Origin of the sequence: Pseudomonas sp. H26/SER47-MNA-CIBAN-0231, assembly GCF_040310465.1 — a bacterium.
GTDB lineage: Bacteria > Pseudomonadota > Gammaproteobacteria > Pseudomonadales > Pseudomonadaceae > Aquipseudomonas > Aquipseudomonas atacamensis.
On record NZ_JBEOPW010000006.1, the window covers coordinates 67,176 to 81,935 of the forward strand.

At 60.5% G+C, this 14,760-nt stretch carries 12 protein-coding genes; 8 read left to right on the top strand and 4 right to left on the bottom strand.

Annotation, left to right across the window (positions count from 1 at the left end):
* Positions 1-3 precede the first annotated feature (3 nt).
* Entirely contained in the window at positions 4-924 is a 921-nt protein-coding gene (locus AAEZ10_RS11580; RefSeq protein WP_350569273.1) for a LysR family transcriptional regulator, read from the bottom strand.
* 182 nt (positions 925-1,106) lie between these two features.
* On the opposite strand from AAEZ10_RS11580, the gene AAEZ10_RS11585 reads away from it, so the two are divergent.
* Positions 1,107-2,027 carry a TauD/TfdA dioxygenase family protein gene (locus tag AAEZ10_RS11585; protein WP_071174035.1) on the top strand — a complete coding sequence of 307 codons (921 nt, stop codon included), beginning with the start codon at positions 1,107-1,109 and terminating at the stop codon, positions 2,025-2,027.
* Positions 2,028-2,181: 154 nt separating this feature from the next.
* Here the strand turns inward: AAEZ10_RS11585 and AAEZ10_RS11590 are convergent, their stop codons facing one another.
* A complete protein-coding gene (locus tag AAEZ10_RS11590; protein ID WP_350569275.1) occupies positions 2,182-3,798 on the bottom strand; it encodes an alkaline phosphatase family protein in 1,617 nt (538 codons plus the stop codon).
* 178 nt (positions 3,799-3,976) lie between these two features.
* Complete coding sequence (locus AAEZ10_RS11595) at positions 3,977-4,921, bottom strand: LysR family transcriptional regulator (protein WP_350569277.1); 945 nt, start codon at positions 4,919-4,921, stop codon at positions 3,977-3,979.
* A gap of 165 nt (positions 4,922-5,086) precedes the next feature.
* On the opposite strand from AAEZ10_RS11595, the gene AAEZ10_RS11600 reads away from it, so the two are divergent.
* The 7 genes from AAEZ10_RS11600 (at position 5,087) to AAEZ10_RS11630 (ending at position 12,742) form a co-directional block, all read left to right on the top strand.
* On the top strand, positions 5,087-7,447 hold the full coding sequence (locus AAEZ10_RS11600; RefSeq protein WP_350569279.1) for a TonB-dependent receptor: 2,361 nt from the start codon (positions 5,087-5,089) through the stop codon (positions 7,445-7,447).
* A gap of 408 nt (positions 7,448-7,855) precedes the next feature.
* Positions 7,856-8,671 (top strand): energy transducer TonB, encoded by an 816-nt coding sequence (locus tag AAEZ10_RS11605; RefSeq protein WP_122508389.1) that lies wholly within the window; start codon positions 7,856-7,858, stop codon positions 8,669-8,671.
* A 45-nt stretch (positions 8,672-8,716) separates the two neighbouring features.
* The gene (locus AAEZ10_RS11610; protein WP_041477454.1) at positions 8,717-9,442 is read left to right on the top strand and encodes a MotA/TolQ/ExbB proton channel family protein; all 726 of its coding nucleotides are present in this window, start codon (positions 8,717-8,719) and stop codon (positions 9,440-9,442) included.
* Position 9,443: 1 nt separating this feature from the next.
* On the top strand, positions 9,444-9,845 hold the full coding sequence (locus tag AAEZ10_RS11615) for an ExbD/TolR family protein (RefSeq protein ID WP_008045412.1): 402 nt from the start codon (positions 9,444-9,446) through the stop codon (positions 9,843-9,845).
* A 366-nt stretch (positions 9,846-10,211) separates the two neighbouring features.
* Entirely contained in the window at positions 10,212-10,793 is a 582-nt protein-coding gene (locus AAEZ10_RS11620; RefSeq protein ID WP_122508391.1) for an alpha/beta hydrolase, read from the top strand.
* 51 nt (positions 10,794-10,844) lie between these two features.
* Positions 10,845-11,777 (top strand): sigma 54-interacting transcriptional regulator, encoded by a 933-nt coding sequence (locus AAEZ10_RS11625; RefSeq protein ID WP_016772223.1) that lies wholly within the window; start codon positions 10,845-10,847, stop codon positions 11,775-11,777.
* Positions 11,778-11,944: 167 nt separating this feature from the next.
* Positions 11,945-12,742, top strand: coding sequence for a MetQ/NlpA family ABC transporter substrate-binding protein (locus AAEZ10_RS11630; protein ID WP_016772222.1), 798 nt, complete (start codon positions 11,945-11,947; stop codon positions 12,740-12,742).
* 775 nt (positions 12,743-13,517) lie between these two features.
* Here AAEZ10_RS11630 and AAEZ10_RS11635 read toward each other — a convergent pair.
* Positions 13,518-14,678 (bottom strand): AAA family ATPase, encoded by a 1,161-nt coding sequence (locus AAEZ10_RS11635; RefSeq protein ID WP_350569283.1) that lies wholly within the window; start codon positions 14,676-14,678, stop codon positions 13,518-13,520.
* Positions 14,679-14,760 lie beyond the last annotated feature (82 nt).

A 14,760-nucleotide genomic window follows, 5' to 3' on the forward strand; every position in this document is an offset into this window, starting at 1 on the left:
GTTTCAGACAGCGACGCTGACGTCCTGCCGATCCACCGCGACCAACGTCTCGATCATTGCCCTCGCCGCCGGCGACAACCGAAACCCGGTGCGGCTGACGATGCCGCAGCGGGCGTTCATGCTTTCGAGGTTCTGCGGCAGGTTGCGCCAATGCAGCAGCACCAGCGAACCCTTGGCGACATCCTCAATAAACGCCTCCTCCGTGCCGACGCCGATCGCGTTGGATTGCAGTACCACTTTGACCAGCGCCGGAAAGTGCTCGGTCTCGATGGTCGGTGAGAAATCGATGCGCCCGCTGAGGTTCGCCAGCAGCTTGCGAATGCCTGGCGGGATCAGGGTGGCGGCCAGGGGAAAGTCGAACATGTCGTTGGTCGACAGGCTTTCCTTGGCCAGCAACGGATGCCCCGGCCGGCAGAAAAACACCCCGCGCTTGGGCGTCAGCGGTTGCGTCTGGAAATTAGGGTCGGACTCGAAATGGCGGATATCGGCGATGAAGAATTCGATCTCTTCGCGGCTCAGCGCGCGGCTGAGTTTTTCCCAGTTATCCACCTGAAAACAGGTGCGCACTTTCGGATGCGCATTGATGAACTGCGCCACCGCATCGGGCACCAGTTTCACCGCTGGCGCCGGCCCGCAACCAAAATGCACTTCGCCGGCGTCGAGCTTGGTCATTTGCGTCACTTCAGCGCTGAGCAACGCTGCGCCCTGCACCAGGCTCAAGGCATGTTGCAGCACCACCTGGCCCTCGGGCGTCGGACGCAGATCCTTGTTGCCGCGATCGACCAGCACGCAACCGAACTCCTGCTCCAGTCCCTGAATGCTGCGGCTGAACGCCGGTTGAGTGATGCCCATGGCGTCTGCCGCACGGACAAAACTGCGGTATTCGTTGAGGGCGATGAAGTAGCGCAACTGGCGAAGATCCATATGCTTTTCCGGCATCCTAAAAATAGCTCGAAGGCATTTGCGACGAGGGTTGCTTGAGGTTTTAAATGCAAGCTCTTATTCCGTCAACGAAGCATATGAATATCTATTAGATGCAATTGGAATATAGATAGAGCGTTGTTTCGCTGCCGCCAAAACCGCAAACCGTCGATGAGGGTCTTCCCATGAGCAATGCCGCACTCGCCGTAAAACCCGTTTCTCACGCGCTGGAAATTCACCCGGTAGCCGGTCGTATCGGTGCCGAAATCCGCGGCGTGCATCTGTCCGGTGAGCTGGACGCCGCCACTGTCGAAGCCATCCAGCAAGCCTTGGTCGAATACAAAGTGCTGTTCTTCCGCGAGCAGACGCAACTCGACGATCAGCGTCAGGAAGCCTTCGCCCATCTGCTTGGCGAACCGGTGGCGCACCCGACCGTGCCATCGCGCGAAGGCACCCGTTACCTGCTCGAGCTGGACGGCGCCGAAGGTCAGCGCGCCAACTCCTGGCACACCGACGTGACTTTCGTCGACGCTTACCCGAAAGCCTCGATCCTGCGCTCGGTGGTCGCCCCGGCCTTCGGCGGCGATACGCTGTGGGCCAACACCGCGACCGCTTACCGCGGCTTGCCGAGCGAGCTGCGTGAGCTGGCCGACAAACTGACCGCTGTGCACAGCAACGAGTACGACTACGCCGGTGCGAAGCCGGACGTCTCGGCAGAGAAGCTGGAGCGCTATCGCAAAGTCTTCACCTCGACCGTCTACGAAACCGAGCACCCGGTGGTGCGCGTGCACCCGATCAGCGGCGAGAAGAGCTTGCTGCTGGGGCATTTCGTCAAACGCATCAAAGGTTATTCACAGGCCGATTCGGCACACCTGTTCGGCTTGCTGCAGAGCCATGTGATCCGCCAGGAAAACACCGTGCGCTGGCGCTGGCAGGCTGGAGATGTGGCGATCTGGGACAACCGCTCGACGCAGCATTACGCGATTGATGATTACGGCACCCAGGATCGCGTGGTGCGCCGGGTGACGCTCAAGGGCGAGGTGCCAGTGGGGGTAAGTGGGCAGCGCAGCCAGACCATCAAAGGTCCGGATATCGTCGGCGTCTGATCGGGCCTCTTCGCGAGCTGGCTCGCTCCCACATTGATCGTTCCCACGCTCTGCGTGGGAATGCCTCAACGGACGCTCTGCGTCCGGTTTTGGGACGCGGAGCGTCCCGGGCTGCATTCCCACGCGGAGCGTGGGAACGATCATTTGATCACAGCTACCACACACCAATCTGAACAACCTTCTCGGTTTCCGGTTCGCCATAACGAAACCGCTGCCCGCGCAAATCGATCTCCGGATGGCTGATCGTCGTCCGCCGCTTCAATCCACGCATCCACTCAAACAGATACCCCGCATGCTCCTCGCGCACCGCCGCGTACGCCGGGTCCTCGCCCAGATCATTCAGTTCCTGCGGATCATTCAACAGATCAAACAGCTGCGGTCTAAACCCGTCGTACGCCAGGTATTTCCAGCGCTTGCTGCGCACCATGGTCATGCGGCAACGGTCGATCGGCTGGCCGAGGCGTTCCCGCGCCGGGGCCTGGAAGGCGTAGTCGTATTCGCTGATCGCATAGCGGCGCCAATCGGGATATTCCCCGTGCAGCAACGGGATCAAGGAACGCCCTTCCAGCCGGTGTTCCGCGCCCGCTAATCCCAACGCTTGAAGAAACGTCGGCAGCGCATCGATGGTTTCCGCCAGCCGCTCATCGACAGTGCCGCGAGTGACATCCGCCGCCGCCCGAGGGTCGCGCACGATCAACGGCACGCCCACCGCCTGCTCGAGCAAAAACTCCTTCTCACCGAGCCAATGATCGCCAAGGAAATCGCCGTGATCGCTGGTGAACACGATCAACGTGTCATCCCAGCGCCCGTTGCTCTGCAGAAAATCGAACAGCCGCCCCAACTGATCATCCACTTGCTTGATCAGGCCCATGTAGGTGGGGATTACATTCAATCGTACTGAGTCGCGGGAGAAGTTGAGGCTTTCCTCATGCTGGCGAAAGGCAATGTATACGGGGTGTTTGCTGGCTACGGAGGGCGTCGCGCGGACCGGATGAAGAATCGATTTCGTACTGTACAAGGCGTGGTATGGCGCCGGTACGATATAAGGCCAATGTGGTTTGATGTACGAGAGGTGTAAACACCAGGATTTCTCGCCTTGCTCGGTGATGAAGTCGATGGCGCGATTTGTAGTGTAGACAGTCTCTGAGTGTTGCTCGGGAATTCGTGCTGGCAAATTCGCATGACGCATTTTCCAGCCGCTGAGGATTTCACCGTTCTCGCCTTCGGCGGCATTCGCCCAGTCGTGCCAGGGATTCTTGCCATCGAAGCCCTGCGCGCGCAGGTATTGGGTATAGGGCGCGGATTCGCGCTTGTCGTCGAATGACGGATCGTCGGGGTAGATACCGTCGTGGCGCAGGTACGGTTCGAAGCCGACCTCATTGAGCAACTCGGCTTGCGCGCTTTGCGGGTTGATCGCCAGACGCTGCAAGGCGTCGACGTTGGCCGTCGCATGGGTCTTGCCGACCAGCGCAGTGCGGATGCCGTGGGGTCGCAGGTAATCGCCGATCGTCAATTCATCCAGCGGCAACGGCACCGAGTTCCAGGCCACTTGATGACTGCTGACATAGCGCCCGGTGTAGGCCGACATCCGCGAAGGGCCGCAGATCGTGCCTTGGGTGTAGGCACGGCTGAAACGAACGCCTTCGGCGGCGAGGCGATCGATGTTCGGTGTGTGCAGATGCGGGTGGCCGTAGCAGGACAGATAATCGCGGCGCAGTTGATCGCACATGATGTACAGCACGTTGCGCACTGGGTTGGGAGGAGTGGGCATGGAGTTCACCGGTCAGTGGGACAGGTGAGGGTTTTCGCTGTCGGTGGGGGTTTTCGGCAAGTGCATTTGGGGAGTGGTTTTTATGCAGCGATTGCATCAGCCTCTTCGCGAGCAGGCTCGCTCCCACATTTGAAATGCGTATTCCTGTGGGAGCGAGCCTGCTCGCGAAGGGGCCAGCTCAGACAGCAAAATTCTCCAGCGAACACACTTCCTGATCCTCCACATCAACCACTTTGATCTGCTCAATCATCGCTTCGGCCAACGGTGACAACCGATACCCGGCGCGGCTGACGATGCCATAGCGGGTGTACAGCTCCTCCAGATCATCGGCCAGGCCTTCGATCTTCAAACAGACCAGCTCACCCTTGGCCAGATGCAGCGCATCGGAATACGCGCCGACAATTCCGATCGCCTCCGAGCGCAACACCACACTCAATAGACTCGAGCCGTTTTCGCATTCCACATTCGGGGTGAAATCCGGACGACCGCTGAGGTCGACGATGACCTTGCGCAGGTTCGGCGGGCGGATGCTGACCGCCAGTGGATAACTCAGCAATTGCTCGGCAGTGATGCGTTCAAACGCTGTCAGTGGATGCCCGGCGCGGCAGCAGAAATGCCATTTGCGTGCCCGCAGGCGGTAGGTCTGGTAATCCGGATCGGCCTCGAATTGCCGGGTATCGGCGACGAAGAATTCGAACTCTTCGCTGAGCAGGCGTTTGCTCAGGCTCTGCCAGTCATCGACTTGAAATTGCACCCGCGCTTTCGGGTAGCGGCCGATGAACGCGCCGATCGCGCGTGGGATCAATCCAGCGGCTGGCGCCGGCCCGCAGCCAAAGCGCAATTCCCCGGCCTCGAGGCCATTGAACTGGCTGATCTCATTGGCCATCTGCTGCGCACCGCTGACCAGTCGCCGCGCATGTTCGAGCAGCACATGGCCCTGTTTGGTAGGCGGCAATTCCTTGCGCCCACGGTCGACCAACTGGCAGCCGACGCTGTGTTCCAGTGCTTGGATGCTGCGGCTGAATGCCGACTGCGACAGGTTCACCGCCTGCGCTCCAGCGACGAAGCTGCGTTGCTCAACCAGAGCAATGAAGTGACGCAATTGGCGCAAGTCGATATGCATTTTTCACATAAAAAATATCCGGGAAATGCATTGGATATGCATTAGGTCGACTCCTTATAAAGGCAATCTCTTATGCAGTAAATATTTCTAAATCCATAAATAAATAACTGAAAAGAATATGCAGCACTGAAGATGTCTGTGTGTTTTTTGACCAGGAGCCGCGCCATGAGTCCGTTGAATCTCGCGTTACCCCCATCACCCCGACGGCTCAAACGCCTGCCTTTGGCGCTGTTGCTGGCAGGCAGCGCCAGCTGGACTCACGGCTATGCCGCCGAAGCCGAAACCCCTCCGCCCGTCCCCGCAGGCACAGCGGCGGCCAACGGTTCGCAGCTGGAAACCGTGACCGTCACCACCCGCCGCCGCGAAGAAAGTTCGCAAGACGTGCCGACGCCAATGAGCGTGGTCAGTGGGCAGAATCTGGAGACGCAACGGGTTTACCGGATTCAGGACTTGCAGCAACTGGTGCCCAGCGTCAACGTCGCTTACATGCATGCGCGCCAGTCCAGCGTGTCGATCCGTGGCCTGGGTAACAACCCGGCCAGTGATGGCCTGGAAGGCAGCGTTGGCCTGTACATCGACAACGTTTATCTGGGCCGTCCGGGGATGGCGGTGTTCGACCTGATGGACATCGAACAGCTCGAGGTCTTGCGCGGTCCGCAAGGCACGCTGTTCGGCAAGAACACCACCGCCGGGGTCATCAACATCAGCACCCGCGCCCCCAGTTTCACACCGGAACGCAGTATCGAAACCTCGGTCGGCGAGGACGGTTACTTCCAGACCAAGGGCACGATTTCCGGGCCGCTCAACGATCAACTGGCCGGGCGCTTCTCGGCGTATCGCACGCGCAGCGACGGCGACATCAAGAACGAATACGACGGCCACGACCTCAACGGCGGCTCCCGCGAGGGCTTCCGCGCGCAGCTGTTGTTCAAGCCCAATGAAGATTTCAATCTGCGCTGGATCGGCGATTACAACGAAGAAGATTCCAGCGCCGGCACTCGCGTGTTGTACAACACCGGGCCGACCATCAACGGCGTCAACCTGTATGAATCGCGGGCCAGTGCGGCCGGGGCGACGCTGGTCAACGGCCGGCATCGCAAGGTCAATCTCGACAACGACCAGCACGTCACCGTGCATCAGGGCGGCACGTCGGTGGAAGCCAACTGGACGTTGCCGAGCGACTTCACCCTGACGTCGGTCAGCTCTTATCGTTTCTGGAATTTCACCCCGCGCAACGACGATGGCCTCAACGTGCCGGCCAGCTACAACGCCGGCGTGTCGGTGGAAGACAAACAGTATTCGCAGGAATTTCGTCTGGCCTCGCCCAAGGGTGAATTCTTCGATTATGTGGTCGGCGCCTACTATTTCGGCTCGGATCTGGACAACAAATCCTTCTCCTATTACGGCCCGCAGGCCGACATCTGGAATGGCACACCGGCGGGCAGCCTGGCCAACGTCACCAGCGTCGGCAACGGCCATATTCAGACCGACAGTTTCGCCCTGTTTGCCCAAGGCACCTGGCACCTGAGTGAACGTCTCGATTTTACCGCCGGGGTGCGTGGCACCTACGAAGAGAAAAACGCTTCGGTCAGCCGCAACGCGCCGGTCGGCGGCGTGGCGGTGGCGGGTGCGGCAGCCAATGCGCGTCGGGGGCGTGCCGGCGTCTACGATTCCGGTGATTTGAATCAGTACAGCTCCAGCCCCTCGGGACTGCTCAACCTGAGCTATCGCATTACCGACGACGTGCTCGGTTACGCCACGCTGTCCCACGGCGAGAAATCCGGCGGGGTCAACCTCGCGGTCGGCTCCGCACCAACCGCTGGCGCCGACTCGTTACTGATCGGCACCGAGCGCGCCAACAACGCCGAACTCGGCTTCAAAAGCACCCTGTGGGATCGCCGCCTGCAACTCAACGCCAACGTATTCTGGACCCAGGTCAACGCCTACCAGACCAACGCCTATGACGCCGCCAACCGCGTGCAATACCTGACCAACGCAGGCTCGGTGCGCTCGCGTGGCATCGAGTTCGAAAGCACCGTGGTGCCGCTGCGTGGCCTGACCCTGAATTTCAACGGCTCGTACAACGACGTCAGCTACCTCTCGTACAAGGATGCGCCGTGCGCGCCGGAAGTCAGCCAGGCCCCGGGTGCGCCGGCCTCGTGCGACCTCAGCGGCCATCAAGTGGTCGGCGCGTCGAAATGGATCGGCAACGCCAACGGCGAATACAAATGGAATCTGGCTAACGGCTTCGAACCCTACGTCACCGGCAGCTACGCGTTCCGCTCCAAAGCGGTGGGCACGGTGGAGGATTCCGACTACGGGCAGATCCCCAGTTACGCGGTGGTCAACTTTTCTACTGGCCTGCGCGGTGATTTCAATCAGGGCCAGTGGGATGTCTCGCTGTGGCTGAAAAACGCCTTCGACAAAACCTACTATACGACTCTGTGGACCGGCGGCAACGGCGGCTATGAAGGCCTGCTCGGCACCCCGCGAACCCTCGGCGTTACCGGTCGCTACGACTTTTAATTGAGCTTTCAAGGCGCTGACCTGGACATGGCCGTTCAACCAATCCTCAGCGGCGCCGGCAAGCAGACGCAGCTGATCGACAGCGACGGCGGCAATCGCGCCTAACGTCGGCATTCAGCGAACCAAAACCAGCCTTTTAAGGCGTTAACGGATGCCGTATCCGGATACTTTTCATGCCGCAAAAGCATGGGGTTTATGGCAGATCGCTGCAGCCCTTGTGGTGCGCGGCTTCGGTGAAACGGACGATTTGCATATTCCTTGAAGGCCTATGCATAACGTCAAAGATTACTTTCGGTGATAAGCGACCACAGCCAATGATTGCCCCATCGACTACGCCGTGGGGGCGTCAGGATTGGCGGGTCGATCGCTTTGGCTCGTAGAACGAAAGAGACCGCAGGGAGTTGAACAATGGGCAATGTCCAGACCGCCGCCAGCGCAGGGGAATTGCTGTGGCGGCATACGCCGAGTGGCGAACTGGTCGATCTTGGCCGGCCGCACCGGGTGCCGTTGGGGCAGTTGCGTTTGCAGCGAGCGCCCAAGGGTATTTTGAATCGGCGCGAAACCCTTCTGCTCGGTGTCCTCGCGCTGGTGGTGCATGGCGCGGTGATTTACTGGGTCAGCCAGAAACCGACGCCGGTGCTGCCGGTGGTGCCGCCGGAAATTCCGCCGATGACCATCGAGTTTTCGCGCCCGGCTCCGCCAGCGCCGCCGGTTGTTGCGCCGCCACCACCGGCGCCCGTGGTCGAACCGCCACCGCCAGCGGAGGATGAGTTGGCGGTGAAACCGCCGCCGCCCAAGCCGATCGCCAAACCCAAACCGGTGGTGAAACCGCCGCCCAAACCGGCGCCGAAGGCAGTAGAGCAGCCGCCAGCGCCAGCGCCAGCGAAACCGATAGCGCCCGTCGCCGCACCAGCGCCGGCTGCGCCACCGGCACCGGCGCCCGTTACCCCGGCTTCAGCCAATGCTGCATACCTGAAAAACCCGGCGCCGGAATACCCGTCGCTGGCCCAGCGGCGCGGTTGGGAAGGCACGGTGTTGTTACGGGTGCATGTGTTGGCCAGCGGCAAACCGGGCGAGATTCAGATTGCCAAAAGCAGTGGCCGGCAGCAGCTCGACGATGCGGCGCTGAATGCCGTCAAGCGCTGGAGTTTCGTCCCGGCCAAGCAGGGTGATGTCGCCCAGGACGGCTGGGTCAGCGTGCCCATCGATTTCAAGATTCATTAAACCGAAACCAAATTCGCGCGAAATGTTTATACGAGGGAACACATCATGACGTTACTGGCATCTCCCCTGGAATCCATCGAAAGCGCGGTGATCTGGCTGCTGGTGGTTTTTTCCGTTGCCACTTGGGGCCTGGCGTTGCTCAAGGCTGTGCAGTTCGGTCGTCTGAAAGCGCAGGATCGGCGCTTTCATAAACGCTTCTGGGCAGCGTCGAGTCTGGATGCCGCCGCCGAGTTGAGCGAAACCCAGCCCGGCGCCGCAGCGCGAGTGGCGCAGGCTGGCTATGCAGCGATCCAGGTGGGCGAGGCGCCGCAGGCGAATGATCTGAGCCAGGCGATCAACCATCAGGATCGCCTCGAGCGTGCCTTGCGCCAGCAGATCGTCCGCGAGCGGCGTTCGCTGGAAACCGGTCTGGCGGTTGTCGCGAGTATCGGCAGCACCTCGCCGTTCATTGGTCTGTTTGGCACGGTGTGGGGAATCATGGAGGCCTTGAAAGGCATCAGCGCCGCCGGTTCGGCGAGCCTGGAAACGGTGGCCGGGCCGATCGGTGCGGCACTCGTCGCGACCGGCGTGGGTATCGCCGTCGCGGTGCCGGCGGTGCTGGTTTACAACTACTTTCTGCGCCGTCTGAAATTGACCGCGGCGGATCTCGATGACTTCGCCCACGACTTCTACAGCTTGGCGCAGAAGAGCGCGTTCCGCGTGCTGATCCACCCGACCGCACACAAGGTGGCAACGTCGGGCAACGCGGCAAAAGTGAAGGAGGCTTCCTGACATGGCCTTCTCCACGCAAGACACCGATGAGGTGCTCAGCGAAATCAACGTGACGCCGCTGGTAGATGTGATGCTGGTGCTGCTGGTGGTGTTTATCGTCACCGCGCCGCTGCTGACCAACGCGATCCCGATCAACCTGCCGAAGACCGAAGCGGTGGCACCGGTCGAGCAGAAGGATCCGCTGGTGGTGAGCATCGACGGCGCCGGCAAGCTGTTTATCAACAAGGACGAGATTCAGCCCGACTTGCTGGAATTCAACCTCAAGTCGGCCAAGGCCAAGGACCCGGAAGTGCGCGTGCAATTGCAGGCCGATGACGGGGTGAACTACGGCGAAGTGGCGCGAGCCATGGCTTCGATCGAACGGGCGGGGATTACCAGGTTGTCGGTGATCACCGCGCGGTAACAGACTTTCGTTTTTCCGGGGCCGTCTCCTTGGCAGGGTGCGGCCCTTTTTTTTGCGTTCGGTATTTGAAAAAGCCCCTCACCCTAGCCCTCTCCCGGAGGGAGAGGGGACTGACCGGGGTGTCTGGCGGCTATACACCGATATGAGAAATCCAGTCGAACTCAAGATTTGAAGAACCTGAAGATCGGCTCCCTTTCCCCCTCGCCCCCTTGGGGGAGAGGGTTGGGGTGAGGGGGAGGAATCTTATGCCCTACACAAATCTCATATTCGATACGGGTCTTAATAAATAGCTTCTTATTCCTTAACGAATATAACTCCTCTCCCTATACTCGACACGGAACAGACACGCCGCAGGAGAGCTTCCCCATGCGCAACGAATCAATCCGCTACCTGATTGTGCCGGGCTGGCAAGGATCGCCAGAAGATCATTGGCAAAGCCATTGGCAGAACAGCCTGCCGAACAGCGCGCGGGTCGAGCAGGCCGATTGGCTGACGCCGCGCCGTGAAGACTGGGTCGCCGCGCTGGCCGAAGCGATTGCCGCGGACAGCACGCCGGTCATTCTCATCGCTCACAGTCTCGGCTGCATCACCGTCGCTCACTGGGCGGCGACTGCGCCGTTGCAGTACCTGCGTCAGGTGCGCGGGGCGTTGCTGGTCGCGCCGGCCGATGTCGAGCGTCCTGCCTGCGCGCCAGCGCTGCGCAACTTCGCACCGATTCCGACGAACCTGTTGCCATTCCCCAGTCAGGTCGTCAGCTCCGACAACGACGCCGCCGTCAGTGCCCCGCGCGCGCTCGAACTGGCGCGCAACTGGGGTGCGGAGGCGGGGATTCTCGCCGGGGCCGGGCACATCAACGTCAAGTCCGGGCATCAGCGTTGGGAGCAGGGTTTCGCCTATCTCTATCGCCTGCAAAACCGTCTGGAACATCACGCCCGCCGTCGCGCCTGACCTTACTATTCAACGCCCCCGTCGGCTGGCGGTTTTGGGCGGGAGCCTGCCATGAGTTTGGAAACCTTCGGTCAGCCCTTGTTGACCTTTCCCGATGCGGAAAAAAGCCCCCTGAGCATTCGCGCCAAGGCGTTGGTGTTCGTCGACCCACGCTCGCGGCAATTGCGCGAGGAGTTGGAACAGTTGGCTCCACGTGCGATTTCAGTGCTGATTCGCGGTGAGACTGGCACCGGTAAAGAGCTGCTCGCCCGGCATATCCACCGCGCCAGTGATCGCAGCGGGCTGTTCGTTTCGGTGAACTGCGGCGCGATCAGCCCGACCTACGCCGACGCCGAACTGTTCGGCTACGCCGCCGGCAGCTACAGCGGTTCGGCCAGCAGCCGCGCCGGCTGGTTCGGTTCGGCCAACGGCGGCACCTTGTACCTGGATGAAATCGGCGATCTGCCGCTGCCGATCCAGATCAAGTTGCTCGCGGCATTGGAAAACCACGAAGTCACTCGCGTCGGTGCGCATCAGCCGAGCCCGGTGGATGTGCGCCTGGTGGCGGCGACCAGCATCGATCTGGCCCAGGCCGTGGATGCCGGAAAATTCCACGAGCGGCTCTATCACTACCTCAGCGAGGGTCATCTGGAGCTGCCGGCGTTGCGCGCGCGCACCGGCGACATCCTCTCGCTGGCCGAGTATTTCCTTGGCATCTACAGCCAGCGTCTCGACTTGCCCGTGCCGCTGATCAGCGAAGCCGCGCAACATGTGCTCGAACAACACAGCTGGCCGGGCAACACTCGCGAACTGGAAAACGTCATCCACTTTGCCCTGCTGGTCAGCACCGGCGACGAAATCCTGCCGGAACATCTGAACCTGCCTGACGCGTCTGCGCCGCAGGTTCAGATCGAACGTCTGGTCAGGCAGACCCATATAGGTGGTAGCAGTGCAGAGCGTAAGGCCTTGAAAGATTGGCTGATTCGCTTGAGCGAGGCGGTGTGAGCATTTTCTTCAACATGAACAAAATGGAATATGAAGCTGAATAAACGTTATTGTCCGGGAATAAAAAATCCGGGTATTGTCCGCCTCACGCCAGCGATATCACTTCACTGGCACACGTATTAAATGCCGTCGTCGATGACGACCGTGATTTTCGATAAGGACACTGCATGAAAAAGGTTCTGTTGTTTACCGCATTGGCGGCTGCACTGACGGCTTCTTTCGCCAACGCCGGCGAGAAACTGGTGGTTGCCGCAACGCCGGTGCCCCACGCTGAAATCCTTGAGCTGATCAAACCGACCCTGGCCAAAGAAGGCGTGGATCTGGAAATCAAGGTCTTCACCGACTACGTGCAACCGAACGTGCAGGTCGGCGAGAAGCGTCTCGACGCCAACTACTTCCAGACCCTGCCGTACCTGAACAGCTTCAACCAGGGTAAATACAAGGATGACAAGTCCAAGTATCTGGTCACCGTGCAGGGCGTCCACGTTGAACCGTTCGGTGGCTACTCGAGCAAGTACAAGACTCTGGCTGAGCTGCCGGACGGCGCGACCATCGCCATCCCCAACGAAGGCAGCAACAGCGGTCGCGCCCTGATCCTGCTGCAGAAGGCCGGCCTGATTGAACTGAAAGATCCGAAAAACGCTCTGGCAACGCCGAAAGACATCGCCAAGAACCCGCACAACTTCAAGTTCAAGGAACTGGAATCGGCCCTGCTGCCGCGCGTGCTGAAGGAAGTTGATCTGGACATGATCAACACCAACTACGCGCTGGAAGCCAAGCTCAACCCGCAGAAAGATGCGCTGGTGATCGAAGGCGCTGACTCGCCGTACGTGAACTTCCTGGTTGCCCGTGAGGACAACAAGAACAGCGACGCGATCCAGAAACTGGCCAAGGCCCTGACCAGCCCGGAAGTCAAAGCCTTCATCGAGAAGAAGTACAGCGGCGCGGTATTGCCGGCGTTCTGATCTGACGCTTGAGCAAATCCGCTTCAGACGTGAAAACGCCGATGGCCAGTGATGGTCATCGGCGTTTTTGTGTGTGCGTTTCAAGCCGTTGAAAAGATCGTTCCCACGCTCTGCGTGGGAATGCCTCATCGGACGCTCCGCGTTCGGCTCTTAATGGGACGCGGAGCGTCCCGGGCTGCATTCCTTTGCTGCGCGTGGGAACGATCAAAGGCTCAGGCCACCTGCGTCTTCAACGCCCGACGCAACGCCCTCAACAATTTCACGATGTCCTGCGGATCCAGCCGCTGCGGCACTTTTACGTCCATGTTGTTCTTCCTTGTGGTGGATGGGCCGGAGAGTCTGGCCAAAAGCTGTGGGTCCTTGGAGGTCTTTCGTGAAAAAAAGATCCGTCCTACAGCGCAAAGAAAAATAGCCGTCTTATTCCTTCCCGGCAAACTCACAGAATAATGTTTAAGCGATATGAATGTGGGCAGCCCAAATGGGCCAAGCAAAATTCGGTCACCCAATATGTGCGCAAAGAGCTGAGTGATGACACCCGGCCTGAGAGTGTGATTGGTGAAAGGGGCAAGTGGTTGGGGTGATTGCCCGTTGGATCAGCGGTGAGGCTCGCCCCTCACCCCAGCCCTCTCCCAAGGGAGAGGGAGCCGATGTCTGGGTTTTTCAAAATCAGGTTCGACTTCAGGCTTTCGGGTCGGCGTAACTCTCGCAAACAACTCGGTGAAGTCCCCTCTCCCTCTGGGAGAGGGTTAGGGTGAGGGGTTTTTCGCTGGCACCCTCAATCCGGCCACTGCCACGCCGGCTCATCCAGCACCCGCTGCCCGACAATCCCGGTCTGGCCCAGCGTCTTCTCCAGCACGATGCAATTGCATTCCGGGTCTTCCTGCAACGCCGAGATCAATCGCCGTGCATGTGACACCACCCACACCTGACACTGCTCCGAAGCGCGAATGATCAGCCTTGCCAGCGCCGGCAGCAGGTCCGGGTGCAGGCTGGTTTCCGGTTCGTTGAGCACCATTAGTGTAGGCGGTCGCGGTGTCAGCAGGGCGGCGATCAGCAGCAGATAGCGCAAGGTGCCGTCGGAGAGTTCTGCCGCTGACAGCGGTCGCAACAAGCCTTCCTGATAAAACTCGATAGCGAAACGGCCACCGGCCAACAATGCGATATTCAGCCGCGCGCCGGGAAACGCATCGCTGATCGCCGCGCTCAGTGCTTGCGGATCGCCGATCTCGATGATCGTCTGCAAGGCCGCCGCCAGATCGCGGCCGTCGTGGTGCAGCACCGGCGTGCGAGTGCCCAGTTGCGGCTGCCGCACCGGCGCGTCGGCATCGCTGCGAAAGTGATCATAAAAGCGCCAACGCCGGATGAATTCGCGCATCTGGAACACTTCCGGCGAGCTGCGCAGATTGCCGACCTGATCGAACAGGCTGTCGAAATTCGGCGTGTGTTGTGCCAGCACATCCCAGGCGCGACCTTCGCGGGCACGGATCATCGGACCGTTGCGATCGACCAGCAGGCTCGCCGGGCGGAACACCGGGCCGGCCCAGATGCACTCACGCTTGATTTCCGGGTCGAGGGCAAAGCATGAAGTGCTCGGCTCCGGCAGGCCCAGGCCGATGGCGTAACTGAAATCCTCGCCGGCGAATCCCAGGCGCAACCTTTTCACGCCGTGGCGCACCGTCGGCTCGATCGCCACCTCACCGTTGCGCATGCGTCGGCTGATGGTTTCCGGCCCGGCCCAGAACGTCGATTCCAGCCCGCCCTCACGCGCCAGCGCATTGACCACGCCGCCCTGTGCGGTTTCCGCCAGCAGGCGCAAGGCGCGGTAGAGGTTGGACTTGCCGCTGCCGTTGGGCCCGGTAATCAGGTTCAGGCGCCCGAGCGGAATCACCAGTTTGTTGATCGAGCGGTAATTGGCCACCGCCAGGGTGTTGAGCATGAAATCCTTCTCCGGGTCACTGCGATACGCGGGCAGCATACCTTTAATGAGATAAATCTGGTGTTGGCGTCCGCAACCGTGG

Bases quoted from the DNA above. Each gene is read 5' to 3' on its own strand.
- AAEZ10_RS11630 (WP_016772222.1), top strand. From the start codon at position 11,945: ATGAAAAAGGTTCTGTTGTTTACCGCATTGGCGGCTGCACTGACGGCT.
- AAEZ10_RS11600 (WP_350569279.1), top strand. From the start codon at position 5,087: ATGAGTCCGTTGAATCTCGCGTTACCCCCATCACCCCGACGGCTCAAA.
- AAEZ10_RS11625 (WP_016772223.1), top strand. From the start codon at position 10,845: ATGAGTTTGGAAACCTTCGGTCAGCCCTTGTTGACCTTTCCCGATGCG.
- AAEZ10_RS11620 (WP_122508391.1), top strand. From the start codon at position 10,212: ATGCGCAACGAATCAATCCGCTACCTGATTGTGCCGGGCTGGCAAGGA.
- AAEZ10_RS11585 (WP_071174035.1), top strand. From the start codon at position 1,107: ATGAGCAATGCCGCACTCGCCGTAAAACCCGTTTCTCACGCGCTGGAA.
- AAEZ10_RS11595 (WP_350569277.1), bottom strand. From the start codon at position 4,921: ATGCATATCGACTTGCGCCAATTGCGTCACTTCATTGCTCTGGTTGAG.
- AAEZ10_RS11610 (WP_041477454.1), top strand. From the start codon at position 8,717: ATGACGTTACTGGCATCTCCCCTGGAATCCATCGAAAGCGCGGTGATC.
- AAEZ10_RS11590 (WP_350569275.1), bottom strand. From the start codon at position 3,798: ATGCCCACTCCTCCCAACCCAGTGCGCAACGTGCTGTACATCATGTGC.
- AAEZ10_RS11635 (WP_350569283.1), bottom strand. From the start codon at position 14,678: ATGCTCAACACCCTGGCGGTGGCCAATTACCGCTCGATCAACAAACTG.
- AAEZ10_RS11605 (WP_122508389.1), top strand. From the start codon at position 7,856: ATGGGCAATGTCCAGACCGCCGCCAGCGCAGGGGAATTGCTGTGGCGG.
- AAEZ10_RS11580 (WP_350569273.1), bottom strand. From the start codon at position 924: ATGGATCTTCGCCAGTTGCGCTACTTCATCGCCCTCAACGAATACCGC.
- AAEZ10_RS11615 (WP_008045412.1), top strand. From the start codon at position 9,444: ATGGCCTTCTCCACGCAAGACACCGATGAGGTGCTCAGCGAAATCAAC.